Source organism: Lentilactobacillus dabitei (assembly GCF_019061365.1).
In the GTDB taxonomy this organism is placed as follows: domain Bacteria; phylum Bacillota; class Bacilli; order Lactobacillales; family Lactobacillaceae; genus Lentilactobacillus; species Lentilactobacillus dabitei.
In genome coordinates this window covers 1-20,074 of record NZ_JAHPPD010000055.1, presented here as the reverse complement: position 1 = coordinate 20,074, position 20,074 = coordinate 1, and the positions used below count along the sequence as shown (strand labels likewise).

The window sequence follows — 20,074 nt, the reverse complement described above, 5'->3', positions numbered from 1 at the left end:
TCAAGGTCAAAACAAAAAGAGCCCTAATCACAAAGTGATTAGAACTCGAATTTAGTTTCACCAACAACAGTTGACGAAGAGTCTTTTTTTTAATATCAAATCGGCTGTTCACGGTGGAATCTCGTTTTAATCATGCCCTTTTTGTGGTATTATGTAGTGTAACTTTCTTGATATGTGAGGGATTTTTGATGATTGCTGGAATTGGAATTGATATTACTGAAATGGATAGAATCAAGGGTGCAGTTGAGAAAAATCATCATTTCATTAACCGGGTATTGACGGAGGCTGAAATTCAGCAATTGGATTTGTTGTCTGAAAAGCGACGTTATGAGTATATCGCTGGTCGCTTTTCTGCAAAAGAATCATATTCCAAAGCATATGGTTCCGGTCTGGGCAAAAAAGTTCGGTTTCAAGACTTAGCAATTCTCAACAATCAAGACGGTAAACCAATCGTTTATACTCATCCATTTGACGGAAATGCGTTTGTGTCGATATCTCATACCGACAGTATGGTAATAACCCAAGTTATTTTAGAGAATAGGTGATGAGGTCATGGTAGTCGGGACTTTAAGAAACGCGCAACTGGTGATTAATCAACAAGCTATATTTGAGAATGTTAATAATGCTAGGCAGCATACGGACAAGGGAACGGATCTATTTGTTGTTCTAAAGGCGAACGGATACGGCCATGGCGCAATTCAAGTAGCTAGAATCGCAGAAAAAGCCGGTGCCGCTGGTTTCTGTGTTGCCTTACTAGATGAAGCCCTTGCGCTTCGAAATGCCGGTTTCAACGAGCCAATCCTCGTATTAGGTATTACGGATCCAGAATTTGCAGCGATTGCTCGTGACTATCACATTTCGTTGACAGTCAGTTCTACGGAGTGGTTAAAATCAGCAGCAATTACTTTAGAACAAGTGCCAAGTGAAGTGCTGCTGAATGTTCACTTGGCGTTGGATACCGGAATGGGTCGACTCGGATTTCAATCCGCTGACGAACTAAAAGCAGCCATTCGGGTGTTAACGGATTTGCATGATGTGATGAATTTTGAAGGGATCTTTACGCACTTTGCGACTGCTGACAGTCTGGATAACGATTACTTTAATTATCAGTACGATAATTTCAATAAGTTGATGGCCGTTGTGGCTAAACGTCCCAAGTACGTTCATGTTGCTAATTCTGCAACTAGTTTGTGGCATAAAGCCTGTGACGGGAATATGATCCGGTTTGGGATAACGACCTATGGCTTGAACCCATCTGGAACTGATATTACTCAACTTCCTTATCAGATTCACCCAGCCTTATCATTGCAAGCTGGTTTAATTTATGTGAAGCTTGTCAAAAAGGGCCGGTCAATTGGGTATGGTGCCACTTATACTGCACAAGATGACGAATGGATTGGCACAGTGCCAGTGGGTTATGCGGATGGTATCCCTAGAAAGCTGCAGGGCTTTTCCGTTTTAGTTGATGGCCAGTGGTGCCCAATTGTTGGCCGGGTTTGCATGGATCAATTTATGATTAAGTTACCAAAGTCTTATGAATATGGAACACCAGTCACAATCATTGGTTATTCCGGCGACAAGCAAATTACTGTCGACGATGTTGCCAAGTATCTTGGGACGATCAGTTACGAAGTGATTTGTGGCTTTAGTAACCGTCTTAAGAGAAAATATGTGTAACGTTACTGTTTTCTGATGAGTTTCATGGTATATTAGAACGTGAAGTAATCTGAGATATAGGGGAAATTACGATGGATAAAGCAACTAATCAAAGGCATTTTTCAGTTATGATCAATGATCGAATTGCAAATCGTTTGGAGCAATTTTGTTCAACAGTTGGCCTATCCGAGAGTGCAGTCGTTGAGGTTGCAATCAATTACTTTTTTGACGACCCGCAAGTCATCAACGGATTAATGAAAGGTTATCGTGAAATGGCTAGTTTGAACCGGGAAATTAGTCATGATTTTTCTTGTTGTGAAGAAGACGCTGATGTTCATTTGACTCAGTATCGTCAAGGATTGCAAAATTTCCATTAGTTTGATTGATGACGATGGGAGGTGCAAGGGTGAGTGACACGATATTTAAGCGTGGAGACATTTTCTACGCAGATCTTTCACCTGTAATTGGTTCCGAGCAGGGAGGCATGCGACCTGTCCTGATTATTCAAAATGACATTGGTAATCATTACAGTCCAACCGTCATTGTTGCCGCAATTACTGCCAGAATTTCAAAACCAAAGATGCCAACCCATGTTGGGATTACGGTGAGCGATGGCATTGAGCGAGACTCTGTTATCTTACTGGAGCAAATCAGAACAATTGATAAGCAACGGTTGAGAGACAAGGTAACACACCTCGATAATGCGAAGATGAATAAGGTCGATAAAGCAATCAAAATCAGTCTCGGAATGATTAAGAATTAGTGAGAGATCGATACATAGAATAAAACGTAAGGAAACGCAATAATTTATGGTGTTTCTATAAGAGCTTCCGTTTAGGATCCTAATCTTGGATGCTAGACGAGAGCTCTTATAATTTTTCTCAATCAGTAATTGTGAGTGTAAATTACATTCATCATTTAAAAAAAGGCTCAAACAGTTGATCCACCAGATAAGCAAAAAGCAGTGCATTTCAAAATCAGAATGCACTGCTTTTTCACTTAAGTTCAAAGCATCTATCTCAGTCTTTGGATCTGAATGAATTATCAGGTCATATCAGGAAATTATTTATTTTCTTCCTTCAAGTTTTCAACTTCTGGAACACGGAATTCTTTCCGTTCCAATGCTGCAATAATCCGATTAAGTCGATCTTGATCAACTTCTGCGGGGAGGGTGAACATAATTCGATGAACGAGTTCGCCTTCTTGGGCATCCAATGAAATGACACTGGCAATGTTGGTGTATTTAGTGATAATTTTGGCAATTTCTTCCAAATCACCCCGTTCACCACTGGAAACGACGGTTAAGACATAGCTCCCAATATTGACATTCCAAGATTGAGAAAGCATATCGAGAAGCCGGGTATGAGTCAAAATACCGTAAAAGTTATTTCGATCATCTAAAACCGCGATGTATGGTAAATCTTTGATTGAGAAGAAGACTTGGAAAAAGGCCGAATTAACGTTAACAAATTTTGTTGCATTCTTTAATAACGTTGTAACGGGTAGTGACATGTCACCACCGCGTGATTTATGACGGTAAATATGCATTTTATAAATGTTGCCACGGAAGATTGTACCCGTTTCATCCAAGATTGGCACACAACGATAACCAGAATCTTCAAGCGTTTTGAGCGCTTCCTCCAAGGTTGCGTCCTCTTTAACAGTTACTAATCGTTCCTTGGGCTTCACAAGTGTTTTTAATAACATTTTTATTCCTCCAACTTAACCTGTATACGTTCATAATAACATACGCGCTTTTAGAAAAGTACCTTTACCAACGATCATTCTCACCAATATTTAAAATAATGAGAAAAGCAATAAAAAATGACCAAGGCAAAATGAATTACCCTAGTCATTTGTTTGAATATAAGTTAATGAAGACTTGGAATTGAAGTCATCTCAATGGTGGTTACTTTTTCAAGTTAGCCATACCACTAGTAAGGGTTTCTTTCAAAGTCTTTGCGGATGCTTGCATCTTGGCTTCTTCGTCATCGTTTAGTGGGACTTCAACGACGCTGGCAATGCCTGAACCGTTAACAACGGCAGGTGAACCAATATACAAGTCATGAAGGCCATATTCGCCATCAACAGGTGCACCGACAGGAAGGACCGTGTTTTCGTCGTGTAAGATGGCTTTGGAGATTCGCATCAAAGCAGTCGCAACACCGTAGAAAGTAGCACCTTTGCGGTTGATGATTTCGTATGCCTTGTTACGAACATCGTCTTCGATCTTCGTTAAATCATCGGTTGATAATCCAGCACGCTTGGCAGCAGTTAAGAATGGTTCGCCACCAACTCGGGCTGCAGAATAAGCGGCAAATTCTGAATCACCATGTTCACCCATAATGTAGGCATCAACTGATTGGGGGTTAAGGTTGAGCTTTTTAGCCAACGCAACTTGAAGACGGGTCGTATCCAATGAAGTTCCACTTCCGAATACGCGGTCCTTTGGAAAGCCAGAGAACTGTTGAGCGGCATAAGTCAAAATGTCAACTGGGTTTGCGGCAACCAAAATGATTCCCTTAAATCCTGAATCAACCAATGGCTTGATGATGGCTTGCATGATCTTTAAGTTCTTGTTAACAAGATCCAAACGAGTCTCACCCGGCTTCTGTGGGGCACCGGCAGTAATAACTGCTAAGTCGGCATCGGCACAGTCCTTGTAATCACCTGAATAGATATTCTTTGGGGCAGTGAACACTTGAGCATCTTCAAGATCAAGTGCGTCGCCTTCAGTACGTTTCTTGATAACATCAACGATTACAAAATCTTCGGCAAGTCCCTGTTGCATCATTGCAAATGCGTATGATGAACCAACAGCGCCATCACCAATTAATGCAACTTTTTGACGGTTCTGAGCCAAACAAATCATCTCCAAAATTTATTTTTTCATACTACAAAAGTATACCATGCAAAAGTTTATTCGTTCAGACATTTTTTCACATTTTGAAATGTTTTTTCAGAAAATAGGTTTTGAGCATTTGCAAGGCTGAATATGATATAATTGTCGCGTTAAGTTAAATCTAACAACAGCTGAACGGATCTTGTTCAGCCTTTTGTGTTGGAAGAAATGTGAGGAAAAAAGAATGAAAATGATCGTCGGCTTAGGCAACATTGGCCCTCAGTATGATCGGACCAGACACAATACAGGATTCATGGTGGTTGAACAATTTGCCCAAAGCCATGATATTAACATTAAAACCAGGAAAATGAATGCCAAGTACGGATCTGGCTTCATTAACAGTGAAAAGGTGATTGTCGTTGAACCAACGACTTTTATGAATGATTCCGGAATTGCCGTGAAACCGTTGATGGACTATTTTGATATCCCAGTCGAGAACGTTGCAATCGTGCATGATGATATGGATTTGCCGGTTGGAAAGATCCGCGTTAAAGATAAGGGGTCCGCTGGCGGCCATAACGGAATTAAGAGTATCATTGCCAATTTGGGAACCGAGAATTTTACTCGCGTGCGGGTTGGAACTGGGCATCCTGACAAAGCCAATAGTGTTGTTAACTACGTTTTGGGGCGCTTTAATAAGGATCAAGTCCCTGTATTCAAACAGGCCGCTGATCATGCAGTAAATGCATTAGACGACTGGGTAGACGGCCTTTCGATTTCTGAACTCGAAAATCGTTATAACTAGTGAAAGGACGATTGATTTGCGATTAGATCAATTATTAACGAAGATTCCCCAGTACGCTGAGATTATCTCGGGCCTAAAACCGGAGAGTCGGCAGCTGGTCACTGGAATTGGCGGATCTGCCCGGACAATTTTAATGAACAATTTAATTAACTCAACGCAGCGGCCGATCATAGTGGTCGTCGACACGCTTTTTCATGCTGACCAATTGGTGAATGATTTAGCAAATATTATTGATGATGATCAATTGTTCGAATTCCCGGTTGAAGAAATGGGAGCTGCCGAACTTGCCACCAGTTCTCCTGAATATAAATCACAACGCGTGCTGGCATTAAATAAACTGGCAAGTGGCGAACCAGCAATCATCGTGACGTCGGTCTCTGGAATTCGCAGATTGGTGCCATCCAAGTCACAATTTCTGAAAGCTAATTTAACGATTGACATGGATTCTGAATATGACCTTGAAAAGATTAAATTGCAACTTCATCAAATGGGTTATGTTTTTCAAAAATTGGTTGCCGCTCCGGGTGACTTTTCGATTCGGGGATCAATTTTAGATATCTTCCCACTTAACCATCAGGATCCTGTTCGAATCGACTTTTTCGATACCGAAGTTGACTCGATGAGAACCTTTGATGTGTCCAATCAGCGGAGTATCAAGACCATCAAGCGAATTGAGATATTACCGGCGACAGACTTGTTGATGGACAATGAACAGCGGCAGCAAGTCGTTACGCAGTTACGGCAGCGGCTGGCCACCGAGCAGAAGAAATTAGATGAAGCCCAGGCAAAAAAGCTGGCCGATCATTTGGAGCCGCAGATTGTGGATTTGGAAAATGGGCTCAGAGATCCCCAGTTATTATTATTTGCGGATAAGATTTACGATCATAATTATTCATTGATTGACTACTTGGATGATAACGGGATCGTCGTGTTTGATGATTATTCTAGGATTACAGATGCCGTTGCGCAACTTGGCAGTGATGATGACGAATGGTTGGCAGATAAGATTAAACACGCTGAGGTTCTAAAAGGGACCAGCTACACCAATGATTTTAAAAATGTGTTCAAAAAGAACCAACATGCGACGCTCATTTTGTCATTGTTTCAAAAGGGCTTGGGCCACATGCGGTTAAGCACGATTGAAGATATTACTGTCCGGCCAATGCAACAGTTCTTTTCTCAAATGCCGATGTTACGTACCGAAATTAAACGTTGGCAGAAACAAGACACAACCGTCATTATCATGGTTCAAGAAGAAAAGCGGCTGCAAAAAGTTGCCCAAACACTTTCAGATTTCGAAATCCAAGCCACCGAAACCGATCAGGACCACTTATTGGCCCACAAAGTTCAATTGATTTCAGGCAACTTAGATAACGGGTTTGAATTACCGATTTCAAATCTGGTGATTATTACTGAAAAAGAGATGTTCGGTACGGTCGTCAAAAAGCGGCCGCGGCAAACGACGTTTAATAATGCCGAACGAATTAAAAGCTATACGGACCTCAAGCCTGGCGACTATGTTGTTCATGTGAACCACGGGATTGGCCGCTATGAGGGTATGAAAACCATGGAGGTCGATGGCAAGCACCAGGATTACATGACCATTTCTTATCGGGACAGCGCAAAACTCTTTATTCCGGTAACGCAACTAAACTTAATTCAAAAATACGTCTCATCTGAGGACAAGCATCCTCGAATTAATAAGTTGGGTGGCGGTGAATGGGCCAAGACCAAGCGTAAAGTTGCTTCAAAAATTGAAGATATCGCTGATGACCTAATTGAACTGTATGCCAAACGGGGATCGGAAAAGGGTTATGCTTACCCGCCCGACGATTCGCTTCAAGCTGAATTTGAGGCAAGCTTTCCGTATACCGAAACCCCTGACCAACTGCGGAGTGCAACTGAAATCAAGCGTGATATGGAGCGTCAACACCCGATGGATCGATTGTTAGTTGGCGATGTTGGTTATGGGAAAACCGAAGTGGCATTACGAGCTGCCTTTAAAGCGATCGAAGTCGGCAAACAAGTTGCTTTTTTAGTGCCAACGACAATTTTGGCTCAGCAACATTACGAGACCATGCTTGACCGCTTTGGGGACTATCCGATTACAGTGCGGGTGCTGTCTCGATTTCAGACGACGGCCCAAGTGAAAGAAACTTTGGCTGGTTTAAAGAATGGTACCGTTGATGTGGTTGTCGGCACCCACCGACTGCTGTCTAAGGATGTCCATTTTAATGATCTGGGGTTATTAATTATTGATGAGGAACAACGGTTTGGCGTTAAACATAAGGAACGGATCAAAGAGATGCGTTCTGATGTTGACGTTTTGACACTCACTGCTACGCCAATTCCGAGAACTTTGAACATGTCGATGATGGGCGTTCGGGATTTGTCGGTCATTGAAACGCCCCCGTCTAACCGTTATCCGATTCAAACATATGTCATTGAGCAGAATGCCGGAACCATTCGTGAAGCAATCGAACGGGAAATGTCTCGGGGCGGTCAGGTCTTTTACCTTCACAATCGAGTGGAGGATATTGAACGAACGGTTGAACAAATCAGTGCGTTGGTGCCTGAAGCCAGGGTTGGCTATATTCATGGTCAAATGTCTGAAAACCAGATGGAAGATATTTTGTATGACTTCATTAATGATGAGTACGACGTCCTGGTTACGACAACAATTATTGAAACGGGAGTCGATATTCCTAATGTCAACACCTTGTTCGTGGAAAACGCCGATCGAATGGGCTTATCTCAGCTTTATCAACTGCGGGGCAGAATTGGCCGGAGCAGCCGGGTGGCTTATGCATACTTTATGTACAAGCCCAATAAAGTGTTAACAGAGATTGGTGAGAAGCGGCTTGAAGCCATTCGGGACTTCACTGAGTTGGGGTCCGGCTTCAAAATTGCGATGCGAGATCTGTCCATTCGTGGAGCAGGCAACTTGCTTGGAAAGCAACAGCACGGGTTCGTTGACTCTGTTGGTTATGATTTATATACCCAAATGTTGTCTGACGCGGTTGCCAAAAAACGAGGCAAGAATTTTGAATATAAAACCGATGCCACAATTGAGCTGGACCTCGAAGCTTATCTTCCAAGTGATTATATTGAAGATAATCAGCAAAAAATTGAAATCTATAAGCGGATTCGCCAAATCGAAAACCAGGATCAATTGAACGAAGTGAAGGATGACTTAGTGGATCGTTTTGGTGACTACAACGAAGTCGTTGGCAACCTATTAGATATCGCAGAGCTGAAGATGTATGCAGATTATGCCTTAGTTAAGAAGATTCATCAGGCTGCGCCAAAAGTGACGATCACTTTTTCTCCACGGGCGAATGCGGCATTTGAAAGTAAGGAATTACTGGAAGCAATTTCCAAAACTAAGTTCCGAGCAACGATCAATACAGAGAATGATCAATATGTGATTCAATTGACAGTCCAGCCGAACATGAAGAATTGGTTGGCGCAAATGATTTCGCTGGTGAAGCAGCTCACCGAAACCCGCCATGCACATTATGCGGCGAAGGTAAAAGCGGATGAAAAATAAATCCAAGAGAAAACAAGTATTGGCAGGAACGCTACTGCTTACCGTTGCTTCCTTCGTCGCCAAGTTATTAAGTGCCGTGTATCGAATCCCCTTTCAAAATATGGTTGGAAACATTGGTTTTTATGTCTACCAACAAATTTACCCGATTTATGGAATTGGGATGACGTTTGCACTGACGGGGTTGCCGGTTTTTATATCTAAATTAGTGGCGGATACCCCCGATCCAAATGATCAAATTGCGCTCGTGCAGCGTATTCAGACTGTTTTAGTGGTGATTTGTGGATTTATCTTTTGTATCCTACAATTTGGGGCTGGAATTGTGTCCCATGCCATGGCTGATAATCAATTACAGCCCGTTATTCAAGCGGTTAGTTGGATGTTTCTGTTAATTCCATTTCTTTCTAGCTGGCGGGGTTATTTCCAGGGTAAATTGAATATGAAGCCGACCGCGTATTCTCAAGTTGTTGAACAAGTCATCCGAGTAACAGTCATTTTGGCCGTGGCATTTTGGGCCGCCCGAAGTTTAGTTAACCCATATAAAATGGGGACGATTGCAATGCTTTCAGCACCGATTGCCGGGTTGGCTGCCCTGATGATTGTGAGGAGCTGGGTGAAAAAAATCGATGTTCCCAGGCCGATCAAACCAGATCAGACAGCTCATTTATTACATCGAATATTGTTGGAAGGCGGTACGATTTGCCTAGTCACGGCCGTGATGTTACTGCTCCAATTGGTCGATTCGTTTACCCTGGTGTCAGGGTTGCGGGATATTGGCTATTCGCTGGCGCATGCACAGAATTTGAAAGGGATTTATGATCGTTCTCAGACAATGGTTCAAATGGGGCTGGTAGTCAGTACTGCTTCTGTGACTGCGGTAATGCCTAGCTTGGCAGTCGCCAACAAGAAGACCCAGGATGTAACTTTTGGGCACATTGCAACGACTAGTTTTCGCGTTAATTTTGCGTTATCGCTTGCGATGAGTGTGGGGTTATTTGTGTTAATGCCCCAAATTAACACACTGCTATTTTCAAGTGGGAAACTTAATTTGACAATCAGCGTCTATTGCCTAAGTATTGTGTTTGCGAGCATGTTGTTTGTTGCCAATACGATTCTCCAGAGCAAGAATATTTATACCCCGGTCATGGTAGCAATTATCATTGGGTTTCTCTTCAAGATTCTGACCAACCGGTTAGCGGTGGACCACTTTGGCATCATTGGGTCGAGTTATTCAACTGTCGCGAGCCTGATAATCATGTTGGTTGTTCTGATGACGATGACCAGTCATGAATTGCGGAAATTATTTTCTGGACAACAGTTTGGAAAATTGGTCCTGATCTTAATTGTAATGGCTGCCAGCGTTTGGCTGGTTGCAACCGGGGTCAATTTGGCGGATCTGGTTAAGAATAGTCGTCTGGAATCGTTTGTAATTACGGTGATCTGTGTGCCGCTTGGAATAGGAATCTTTTTCATCGGTTGCAAATGGCTGAATGTTTTTACATTACGTGAATGGCTGACAATCCCAATGGTTAGCCGATTCATCAAAATTAAAGGAGCAAATTCTAATGAGAATTGATAAATTTCTGAAAGTTTCCAGAATCATCAAGCGCCGTTCTGTCGCCAAAGAGATTGCTGACAAGGGTCGGATCTTGATCAACGGTAAAGTCGCTAAATCATCCTCTGATGTGAAGTCTAACGACGAAGTCACCATTAAGTTTGGTAACAAAACATTAACGATTTTAGTTAAAGAGTTACTTGATACAACTAAAAAAGATGATGCTCAACGAATGTATGAGATTACCTCAGAAAAGTATGAACGCGATTACAAAAACGAATAATTAAATTAATAAACCTCCGGAATTGCATGGACAAATTGTATATTGTTGGTATAATTTATTCATAGAATGTGTGATTAAATCGGGGGATTTAGTATGACATCAGAACATGGCAAAATTAAAAAGTTGGAAAACGACTTCACCAAACGCCGCGAAATTGAAATGAGTCAAAATCAGGCCGTGACAATGTTGAGCAATCGACGTAAGAAACGGGCATTGATGATTATTGGAATTTTTTCTTTATTCGTAATTGCTTTTGCCGTGCAAATTGTTCGTGCCAAAGTGAATTACGCTGATGTCAATGTTCAAATCACTCGCCAAGAAAAGAAATATCAACATCAAAAGGCGATTAGCAAAGTGTTGCATGCTGAGGTCGCTCAGTTAAATGATAAGAGTTACGTGGAAAAAATTATTCGCGATCGCTATTATTACACTAAACCTGGGGAAACGGTATACAGTTTCCCCAATCAAGCGCCTAAAGATGTTAACGATGACGATGCAGAATGACCTTTAACCGGCTGAACAAAACCATTGTTTTGATCACAGCCGGTTTGTTGTGTCTTTGGTAATTTTGATGAATTGCTTTGAGCAGGCAGGCCTAAATTGTTTGCACGACTGAAAGCAAAATATGCTATACTTGAAACACTATCACAGTAGGAGGAACATATTTTTACATGGCAATTGAAGTTGGGGAAAAAGTAACTGGAAAAGTTTCAGGAATTACAAATTTTGGTGCATTTATTGATTTAGGTGACCATCGAACTGGATTAGTCCATATTAGTGAGGTTTCCGACGGATTTGTTAAAGATATTCATGATGTATTAAAAGTTGGCGATGAGGTAACTGTTAAAGTCCTTAAAATTGATGGCAATAAGATCAGCCTTTCAATTCGTAAAGCTTCTGAATCACATCATGCAGAGCCATCTCACGGTGAACATCAACGTCACGAATCACATGAAAGCCATGACAATCACGAGCGCCGTGGTGGTCATTCACATAATAATTCAAATCATAATGCCCATTCGAGCAATCATCCAGAAAGTTTTGACGATATGATGTCTGGATTCCTTAAGGAAAGTGAAGATCGTCTGTCAACTCTTCGAAAGAACACTGAAGGTAAGCGTGGTGGCCGTGGTGGCCGTCGCAGCTAAGTTATTTAAGAGTTGAGCGGTCAATCATGATCGAATTTCCCGAATGATGAAGATTGACCAGTAATTGATCGTTGAATAACAAAGGGGACTGGAATCCAGACGAAAGTGTGGTCCAGTTCCTTTGTTATTGACAGGAGGTTTTTGTGGATCTGCAAGAAAAGTTTAGTCGAATAGTTTCTCAAAACCACTGGTGGCAGCCGGGGCAACCGGTGGTCATTGCCGTATCAACGGGTGTCGATTCCATGACTTTACTTCATTTGATTGCGGGGTTAACGAATGGCCAGCCAAAAATAATTGTTGCTTATGTTGATCACCAACTGCGGCCCGCCAGTAAACGGGAAACAGCCTTTATTCATCAGTTTTGCAAAGCACATGGTATCGCGTTGGCCGCCACTAAATGGCCAATGTCTGAGCACCCAAATAATGGAATTGAGGCCGCAGCCAGAACGTTTCGGTATCATTTTTTTAAACGGGTCTTGAAAGAATACCACGCCAACGTTTTGTTAACCGCACATCATGGCGATGACTTAGTCGAAACAGTCATCATGAAGCTGATCCGAGGTGGGCAATTGGAATCCCTGATTGGTATCTCTTCCACCCGGCCTTTTGCTACGGGGATGATTATTCGGCCACTGTTGCCGTTTAGCAAAATGACTATCCGAGATTTTGCTGTTGCCCACCACATCCAATGGTTTGAAGACAAAACCAATAGTCAGTTGACTGTACAAAGAAATCGGATCCGCCATCAGGTTGTGCCGCTGTTAAAAAAAGAGAATCCACAATTGTTGATGCACGTGTTGGATTATTCAAATCAGCTGCAAACGACGATTCAGTCACTCAATGAATTACTGAGCCGACAAGTTGACCAGGTTTGCGTATTTGGTGATCAACAAGTAAGCATTGCACTTCAAAAGTTGAGAAACGATTCTGACAATGTTAGAATTTCGGTGATCAAAATGATCCTGTTGGACCGACTTCAGATTGAGGATGTTTCGGTCAAACAGCTTCAAAATATTTTGAAGTTGATTGATAATCCTAAGAAGCCCCAGGGCGAGATTGATCTCGCAAATCAGTGGCGGGCAGTCAAGCGGTATCAACAGTTAATAATTACTAAAAAAAGCCTAAATCCAGCGACAAATTGTGAAAACAAAACTGGATTTATGGTAATATTAGATCGTTGGTATTCAATTGGAACCGGTTATCAATTTGGCATCTTCTCTAGTCGCCCTGAGAATCAGCAACAAAAAATCACCGAGTTTCGATTGTCTCGGATCGATTTACCACTGAATATCGCTTCTCCGAGGCCCGGTGATAGGCTTCAGCTGAAGGGCGGCGGCAGCCAAAAAGTGAGCAGAGTTTTGATTAATGCCAAGGTGCCCAATGAAGTGCGTGAACGTGTCAGGTTATTACAAACTTCACAACACCAAACTTTAGCTGTCCTTGGCGTCAAAAGTGTTTCAATTACCCAATCCATCGAAAATGGACAAACATTATACTTAGTTGAAAAAGGTCAAATTAACTTTTTAAAGGGAAAAGGAATTAAAAATGGATAACGATATCTTAAAAGTTTTATATAGTCAGGAACAGATTAGCGAAGCCTGTCATCGACTTGGCAAGCAGATTCAACAAGAATATCAGGGTAAATTTCCAGTTGTCATTGGCGTGTTGAAGGGTGCCACGTTCTTTATGACTGACATAGTCCGAGCAGCCGATACATACATGCAAATTGATTTTATCGATGTATCCAGTTATCATGGCGGAACGGAATCATCTGGGGATGTCGAGCTGATTACGGATATCAACACGGATGTTTCAGGCCGAGACGTTGTGATCGTTGAAGATATCGTTGATACAGGGCAGACACTTAAGTTCCTTTTGGACACACTAAAAGCTCGCGGGGCAAGTACCATTAAGGTCTGTTCGTTGTTGGATAAGCCTGCCAGACGAACAGTTGACGCCCATGCCGATTACATTGGTTTTGAGGTTCCAAATGAATTCGTGGTGGGTTATGGTTTGGATTATGATGAGAAGTATCGTAACCTTCCATACATTGGTGTCTTGAAGCCAGAAATTTATACAAACAATTAATGGTCAAAAAAGGTCAATTGTGGTAGTATCTTGACTATCAACATGAAATAATATTTTTGAGGAGGACGTTGATGAACTCGAATAAAAATGGGCTTTTCCGAAATAGTCTGTTTTACATTGTCATATTCTTATTGGTAATGGGTGTCTTTTACTTCTTTAGTGGCAGTAATAACAACAATACTCAGTCACAAGAGATTCAATCCAGCCAATTTGTTAAGAATTTAAAAGATGACAAAGTAAAAAGCTTTTCAATTCAGCCTTCAGGTGGCGTCTATAAGATTACAGGAACTTATAGACAAGGCCAAAAGGCAAAGGTCGCCACTGGATTTTTGATTGGTGGTAACCAAAGTCAATCGAAAGAAGTTACGAAGTTTTCCACAACAGTTCTCGAGAATAACTCCTCAATTGCTGAAATTACCAAGGCATCACAGGCTAACAATGTCAAAATGAACGCTAAGCCAGAGGAATCCAGCGGTTTCTGGGTTAATCTTTTAGTTTACGTTTTACCACTACTATTGTTTGTTTGGTTCTTCTACATGATGATGGGCCGAGCAGGTGGCCAAGGCGGTGGCAACAACGGTGTGATGAAGTTTGGCAAGTCTAAGGCCAAACCTGCCGATAGTAAGCAAAACAAGGTTCGTTTCTCGGATGTTGCAGGTGAAGAGGAAGAGAAACAAGAGCTTGTCGAAGTTGTTGAATTCTTAAAAGATCCACGTAAATTCACAACTTTGGGAGCTACCATTCCTCATGGTGTGTTACTTGAGGGGCCTCCTGGTACTGGTAAAACATTGCTGGCCAAAGCCGTTGCTGGTGAAGCCGGCGTGCCGTTCTACTCAATCTCTGGTTCTGATTTCGTTGAAATGTTTGTTGGTGTTGGTGCCAGCCGTGTTCGTGACTTGTTCGATCAAGCCAAGAAAGCTGCTCCAGCCATCATCTTCATTGATGAAATTGATGCCGTAGGCCGACGTCGTGGTGCCGGTATGGGTGGTGGTCACGATGAACGTGAACAAACCCTTAACCAATTACTGGTTGAAATGGATGGTTTTAGCGGTAACGAAGGAGTTATTGTTATTGCCGCTACCAACCGTGCCGATGTTTTGGATCCAGCTTTAACCCGTCCTGGTCGTTTTGATCGGAAGATTCTGGTTGGTCGACCTGATATTAATGGCCGTGAAGCTATTTTGAAGGTCCATTCTAATAACAAACCTTTGGCAAATGATGTTGATCTCCATGAGATCGCTAAACAAACTCCCGGATTCGTTGGTGCCGATTTGGCTAACTTATTGAACGAAGCTGCGCTGCTTGCCGCTCGTCGTAATAAGTCGCAAATTGATGCCAGTGATATCGATGAAGCCGAGGATCGGGTCATTGCCGGTCCTGCCAAGCGGAATCGAGTCATTTCGAAAGAAGAACGAGAAACCGTTGCTTATCATGAGGCTGGTCATACAGTTGTTGGCTTAGTCTTGAATGACGCACGGGTTGTTCATAAAGTAACAATTGTCCCTCGTGGTCGTGCTGGCGGTTATGCCATCATGCTGCCTCGAGAAGATCAACAGTTGATGTCTAAGAAGGATGCCATGGAACAGATGGCTGGTTTAATGGGTGGTCGTGCTGCTGAAGAAATTATCTTCAAATCACAATCATCTGGTGCTTCTAATGACTTTGAACAAGCGACTAATATTGCTCGGGCAATGGTGACCCAGTATGGGATGAGTAAACGATTAGGGCCAGTTCAATTGGAAAATCCTGCACAGGATACCTATGGCCCTCGTTATTCTCAAGCAACCGCTGCGGCCGTTGATGATGAAGTTCGTCGATTGACTAATGAAGCCCATGAAACGGCTACTAAGATTATTGATGAACATCGTGATAAGCATAAGATTATTGCTGAAGCTCTTTTGAAGTACGAAACGTTGGATGAGAAACAGATTTTGTCTCTCTGGAACACTGGTAAAATGCCTGAAAGTTCTAAGACCAATGATTTCCCAAGCGAACGAGCAGCTACTTTTGAAGAAGCTAAACGAGAATTGGAACGTAAGGAAGCAGAACGTCAAGCTCAAATGGAAAAGGATCATACTCAAGGTGAATCATCATCTTCTGATGGCACTCAACCAAATGACACCAGTAATGCTTCTCAGCCAGACAGTTCAAGCCAAAGCGATAGTCAACACCATGATGACAATAACGAATAATTAAATATCAAAATGAGTTTAGGATGGTTGACATCTCTAAGCTCGTTTTTATTATGACGGGAGTGTATTTTATTGGACGATTATTTAGTTAAGGCAACATCAACGGATGGCCTTTTTAGAGCATATGCTGTAAATGCCAAGCAAACGGTCGCAACGGCCCAAAAGGATCATCATACCTCTGCGGTTTCCTCAGTTGTCTTAGGGAGGGTATTGATTGCCACAACCATGTTGGCAACCTCGGTCAACAAAAATGATGAAGCGATCACCGCAAAGATTAATGGTAAGGGAATGACAGGTGAGATTGTTGCAGATTCAGATGCCGATGGTCATGTAAAGGGCTTCATGCACAATCCACAGGTTCCGGTCACCAATGATGCTGGTCAGGCAATGACTATCGGCGAGGCCGTTGGAACGGACGGCTTTGTGGAAGTTACCCGTACTTCTGAAGGTGAAGATCCTTATACCAGCTCAGTACCGTTAACTTCTGGGGAAATTGGTGATGATTTTACGTATTACCTGGCACAATCCGAACAAGTCCCCTCTGCAGTTGGCGTTTCAGTGACGATTGATCAAAAGGGTGGAATTGAGACAGCTGGTGGTTATCTCATTCAAGTACTTCCGGGTGCCAAGGATGAAGCTATCACAAAGATTGTTAATCGGATCAATGCATTACCAGCAATTTCTGAAATATTAAAGACAGATGAATTGCCTGAATCTATCTTGGAACACATCTTTGGTAAGGGGAATCTTCATTTCTTGAACAAGATGCCAGTTGAATTTTATTGTAATTGTTCAAAAGTTAAATTTGGCCGCGATCTTGAGGGGCTCCCGGTGCCTCAACTTGAAACCATGCTCAAAGAAGACAAGGGAACTGATGTCACCTGCAATTTCTGTCAATCCAAATATCACTACAATGAAGATGAACTGGCAACGATAATTGCCGCTGCAAAATCCCGATCCCAAAAATCGGAATAGCTACTCATCCCACTCAATTTGTGATAAGATAGCAAACGGATTTTATGACGAATGACATTAGAATTTTGAGGTGAAATTATGGAATGGAAAATTGGCGATGTGACGATTCCTAATCGTTTGGTTGTTGCCCCAATGGCTGGGGTGACCAATTCTGCATTTAGAATTATTTGTAAAGAGTTTGGTGCTGGACTGGTTGTTTGCGAAATGATTTCTGATCGTGGAATTATGTATAAGAATCAGAAGACATTGGATATGATGTTTGTTGATCCTAAGGAACATCCAATGAGTATCCAAATTTTTGGCGGGACTAAAGAAACCCTGGTTCAAGCTGCCAAATTTGTTGATCAGAATACCGCTGCCGACATTATTGATATTAACATGGGCTGCCCAGTGAATAAGGTGGTTAAAACCGATGCAGGCGCTCGCTGGTTGCTGGATCCTAAGAAGGTCTACGAAATGGTTTCTTACGTCACAGACGCTGTTAAGAAGCCGGTTACGGTCAAAATGCGAACTGGTTGGGACGAAGACCATATTTTTGCAGTTGAGAATGCTCTTGCCGCTCAAAAAGCTGGGGCGGCTGCTTTGGCGATGCATGGTCGGACTCGCAAACAAATGTATATGGGCCATGCTAACTGGGATATTCTCAAGCAAGTTGCAAATGAGTTGACGATTCCGTTCATGGGCAATGGGGATGTGAGGACCCCTCAGGATGCCAAAAAGATGTTGGATGAAGTCGGTGCTGACGCTGTCATGATGGGTCGGGCAGTTGAAGGCAATCCCTGGATTTTGAAGCAAACTAAGTACTATTTGGAAACTGGTGAAATGTTGCCTGAACCAACTCCTGCTGAAAAAATTGCAACTGCAAAAGAGCATCTTCATCGATTGGTTGAACTCAAGGGCGATTATGCCGGTTCCCATGAATTTAGGGGTCAATCCAGCTATTACTTGAAGGGAATCTCTCACTCTGCACGAACTAAGGTTGCCCTTGTCAACGCTGACGGTGAGCAAGCGATGGATGATATTTTTAACGAATTTTTAGAGAAAAATGCTGAGCGAAATGCCCGCCATCACCAAATTGCCCAATAATTTTGTGTTATGATTATTAATAGCTTAATACCACCTAGGAGGTTTCACATTGGCGAAAGATAAAGAAATGAACGATCAAATGATTGTTCGTCGACAGAAGATGGATGAATTAAGAGAGGAAGGAATTGATCCTTTCGGCCACCGATTCGTTCGGTCTCATCTTGCAGAACAACTGCATGATGAATTTGATGGCTTTGATAAAGACGACCTGATGGTCCAAGACAAAAAAGTGACTGTTGCCGGTCGGATGATTGCTAAGCGAGGTAAAGGTAAAGTTGGCTTTGCTGACTTAAAGGACCGAACTGGCAAGATCCAGATCTACGTTCGAAAAGATATTGTTGGCGAAGATATTTACCACATCTTTAAGCGATCTGATATTGGTGATCACTTAGGTATCTCTGGTCAAATCATCAAGACTGACATGGGTGAATTGACCGTTCGTGCCGAATCTGTGACATTTTTGTCAAAGGCACTTCGACCACTTCCTGATAAGTATCATGGTCTTAAAGACAAGGAACAGCGTTATCGTCAACGTTATCTTGATCTGATTTCCAATCAGGATAGCTTTGATCGGTTCCAAAAGCGGACTAAAATTATTTCCGCAATCCGCCATTATTTGGATTCTAATGATTATTTAGAGGTTGAAACGCCTGTTTTACATAATCAAGCAGGTGGTGCGAATGCCCGGCCATTTATCACGCATCATAATGCGCTCGATATTGACCTTTATTTGAGAATCGCTTTGGAATTGCATCTGAAGCGGCTTATTGTTGGTGGCATGGAACGGGTTTATGAAATTGGCCGTGTTTTCAGAAATGAAGGAATGGATACCCGTCATAATCCTGAATTTACCATGCTTGAGTCATATGTTGCCTATTATGATTTTCATGATGTTATGGATGAAACAGAAGGCATTGTGAAGGCGGCGGCAGCGGCTGTGACGAATGACAATGTAATTACTTACCAAGGCCATACGATCGATTTGAATCAAACTTTTAAACGTGAGCACATGGTAGACGCCATTAAGGATGTAACGGGAATTGATTTTTGGAAGCCAATGTCTGATGATGATGCTAAAAAGCTTGCCGATGAAAATCATGTCCATTATGAGAAGTGGTGGAAGACTGGCCATATTATCAACGCTTTCTTTGAAGAAAAAGTTCAGAATACTTTGGAGCAACCAACTTTCATCTATGGTCACCCAGTCGAGATTTCTCCACTGGCTAAGAAGAATCACGACGACCCTCGCTTTACGGACCGATTTGAATTGTATGCTGTTGGTAGTGAGTTTGCCAATGCCTTTTCTGAATTAAATGATCCAATTGACCAAAAGCAACGTTTTGAAGCTCAAGTTAAAGAGCGTCAAGAGGGTAATGATGAGGCAGAAGGTATTGACGAGGATTATGTAGAAGCCTTGGAGTATGGTATGCCGCCTACAGGTGGACTTGGAATTGGGATTGATCGTTTGGTGATGTTGCTTACCGATGCACCTTCGATTCGAGACGTCATTTTATTCCCAACTATGAGGCCGGAAGACAACACAACAACTGAATAATTTAGCTTAAATTATGAACATCCGTTTTTTAACGGGTGTTTTTTATATTTCCTCTTGACGTGTAGTCAATTTTTCGGTATATTTATAGATGCTGTTTCGGACATGTGTCATCCATGATAAGCGATTTCGTTTAAAAAAGTTATTGACACAAAAAAGACAGCGTGGTATATTTAAATAGTTGTCGCGAAGGACATATGAGTTTTCAAAACAACATTGTAGACCTTTGAAAACTGAACAAAATTTTCGACAAACAAATGTGCAGGGCGTTCCGATTCATTTCGGAATCAAACATTTGCGAAGTCAATTCGTAAAACAAGTAATAAATATAATCATGAGCTACAC

The 20,074-nt window shown here is 42.1% G+C and carries 18 protein-coding genes; 16 read left to right on the top strand and 2 right to left on the bottom strand.

Annotated features, from left to right (window positions below; all coding sequences use genetic code 11):
- Positions 1 to 188 precede the first annotated feature (188 nt).
- The 4 genes from acpS (at position 189) to KTE19_RS09150 (ending at position 2,419) form a co-directional block, all read left to right on the top strand.
- A complete protein-coding gene (gene acpS / locus KTE19_RS09165) occupies positions 189 to 545 on the top strand; it encodes a holo-ACP synthase (RefSeq protein WP_217164386.1) in 357 nt (118 codons plus the stop codon).
- Between the two features lie 7 nt (positions 546 to 552).
- Positions 553 to 1,677, top strand: a complete 1,125-nt coding sequence (alr, locus tag KTE19_RS09160) for an alanine racemase (protein ID WP_217164384.1) — start codon at positions 553 to 555, stop codon at positions 1,675 to 1,677.
- Positions 1,678 to 1,748: 71 nt separating this feature from the next.
- Positions 1,749 to 2,033 (top strand): antitoxin, encoded by a 285-nt coding sequence (locus KTE19_RS09155; protein ID WP_217164382.1) that lies wholly within the window; start codon positions 1,749 to 1,751, stop codon positions 2,031 to 2,033.
- 8 nt (positions 2,034 to 2,041) lie between these two features.
- The gene (locus tag KTE19_RS09150) at positions 2,042 to 2,419 is read left to right on the top strand and encodes a type II toxin-antitoxin system PemK/MazF family toxin (protein ID WP_054747235.1); all 378 of its coding nucleotides are present in this window, start codon (positions 2,042 to 2,044) and stop codon (positions 2,417 to 2,419) included.
- Positions 2,420 to 2,718: 299 nt separating this feature from the next.
- Here the strand turns inward: KTE19_RS09150 and cbpA are convergent, their stop codons facing one another.
- Positions 2,719 to 3,363, bottom strand: coding sequence for a cyclic di-AMP binding protein CbpA (gene cbpA, locus KTE19_RS09145; RefSeq protein WP_056981641.1), 645 nt, complete (start codon positions 3,361 to 3,363; stop codon positions 2,719 to 2,721).
- Positions 3,364 to 3,565: 202 nt separating this feature from the next.
- On the bottom strand, positions 3,566 to 4,528 hold the full coding sequence (locus KTE19_RS09140; protein WP_056981660.1) for an L-lactate dehydrogenase: 963 nt from the start codon (positions 4,526 to 4,528) through the stop codon (positions 3,566 to 3,568).
- Positions 4,529 to 4,742: 214 nt separating this feature from the next.
- Between KTE19_RS09140 and pth the strand changes: the two genes are divergently transcribed.
- The 12 genes from pth to lysS all read left to right on the top strand — a co-directional run bounded on the left by pth (position 4,743) and on the right by lysS (position 19,732).
- Positions 4,743 to 5,303, top strand: coding sequence for an aminoacyl-tRNA hydrolase (gene pth / locus KTE19_RS09135; protein WP_217164379.1), 561 nt, complete (start codon positions 4,743 to 4,745; stop codon positions 5,301 to 5,303).
- A 16-nt stretch (positions 5,304 to 5,319) separates the two neighbouring features.
- Positions 5,320 to 8,853 carry a transcription-repair coupling factor gene (gene mfd, locus KTE19_RS09130; RefSeq protein WP_217342123.1) on the top strand — a complete coding sequence of 1,178 codons (3,534 nt, stop codon included), beginning with the start codon at positions 5,320 to 5,322 and terminating at the stop codon, positions 8,851 to 8,853.
- Positions 8,843 to 10,426 carry a putative polysaccharide biosynthesis protein gene (locus KTE19_RS09125; RefSeq protein WP_217342122.1) on the top strand — a complete coding sequence of 528 codons (1,584 nt, stop codon included), beginning with the start codon at positions 8,843 to 8,845 and terminating at the stop codon, positions 10,424 to 10,426. Before mfd ends, KTE19_RS09125 begins: the two co-directional genes overlap by 11 nt.
- Positions 10,416 to 10,688 carry an RNA-binding S4 domain-containing protein gene (locus KTE19_RS09120; RefSeq protein ID WP_217164372.1) on the top strand — a complete coding sequence of 91 codons (273 nt, stop codon included), beginning with the start codon at positions 10,416 to 10,418 and terminating at the stop codon, positions 10,686 to 10,688. The genes KTE19_RS09125 and KTE19_RS09120 overlap by 11 nt, the downstream gene beginning before the upstream one ends.
- A 93-nt stretch (positions 10,689 to 10,781) precedes the next feature.
- Entirely contained in the window at positions 10,782 to 11,192 is a 411-nt protein-coding gene (locus tag KTE19_RS09115; RefSeq protein ID WP_217342121.1) for an FtsB family cell division protein, read from the top strand.
- Between the two features lie 167 nt (positions 11,193 to 11,359).
- On the top strand, positions 11,360 to 11,836 hold the full coding sequence (locus tag KTE19_RS09110; RefSeq protein ID WP_217164365.1) for a S1 domain-containing RNA-binding protein: 477 nt from the start codon (positions 11,360 to 11,362) through the stop codon (positions 11,834 to 11,836).
- Positions 11,837 to 11,979: 143 nt separating this feature from the next.
- On the top strand, positions 11,980 to 13,389 hold the full coding sequence (gene tilS, locus KTE19_RS09105; protein ID WP_217164362.1) for a tRNA lysidine(34) synthetase TilS: 1,410 nt from the start codon (positions 11,980 to 11,982) through the stop codon (positions 13,387 to 13,389).
- Positions 13,382 to 13,924: a hypoxanthine phosphoribosyltransferase gene (gene hpt / locus KTE19_RS09100; protein WP_056981653.1), complete on the top strand. Its 543-nt coding sequence runs from the start codon at positions 13,382 to 13,384 to the stop codon at positions 13,922 to 13,924. The genes tilS and hpt overlap by 8 nt, the downstream gene beginning before the upstream one ends.
- Before the next feature lie 71 nt (positions 13,925 to 13,995).
- The gene (ftsH, locus tag KTE19_RS09095; protein ID WP_217164359.1) at positions 13,996 to 16,116 is read left to right on the top strand and encodes an ATP-dependent zinc metalloprotease FtsH; all 2,121 of its coding nucleotides are present in this window, start codon (positions 13,996 to 13,998) and stop codon (positions 16,114 to 16,116) included.
- Between the two features lie 72 nt (positions 16,117 to 16,188).
- Positions 16,189 to 17,091 carry an Hsp33 family molecular chaperone HslO gene (gene hslO, locus KTE19_RS09090; protein WP_217164357.1) on the top strand — a complete coding sequence of 301 codons (903 nt, stop codon included), beginning with the start codon at positions 16,189 to 16,191 and terminating at the stop codon, positions 17,089 to 17,091.
- 78 nt (positions 17,092 to 17,169) lie between these two features.
- Entirely contained in the window at positions 17,170 to 18,177 is a 1,008-nt protein-coding gene (gene dusB, locus KTE19_RS09085; RefSeq protein ID WP_217164353.1) for a tRNA dihydrouridine synthase DusB, read from the top strand.
- A 49-nt stretch (positions 18,178 to 18,226) separates the two neighbouring features.
- Positions 18,227 to 19,732: a lysine--tRNA ligase gene (gene lysS / locus KTE19_RS09080; protein WP_217164350.1), complete on the top strand. Its 1,506-nt coding sequence runs from the start codon at positions 18,227 to 18,229 to the stop codon at positions 19,730 to 19,732.
- The last annotated feature ends 342 nt before the right edge of the window (positions 19,733 to 20,074 follow it).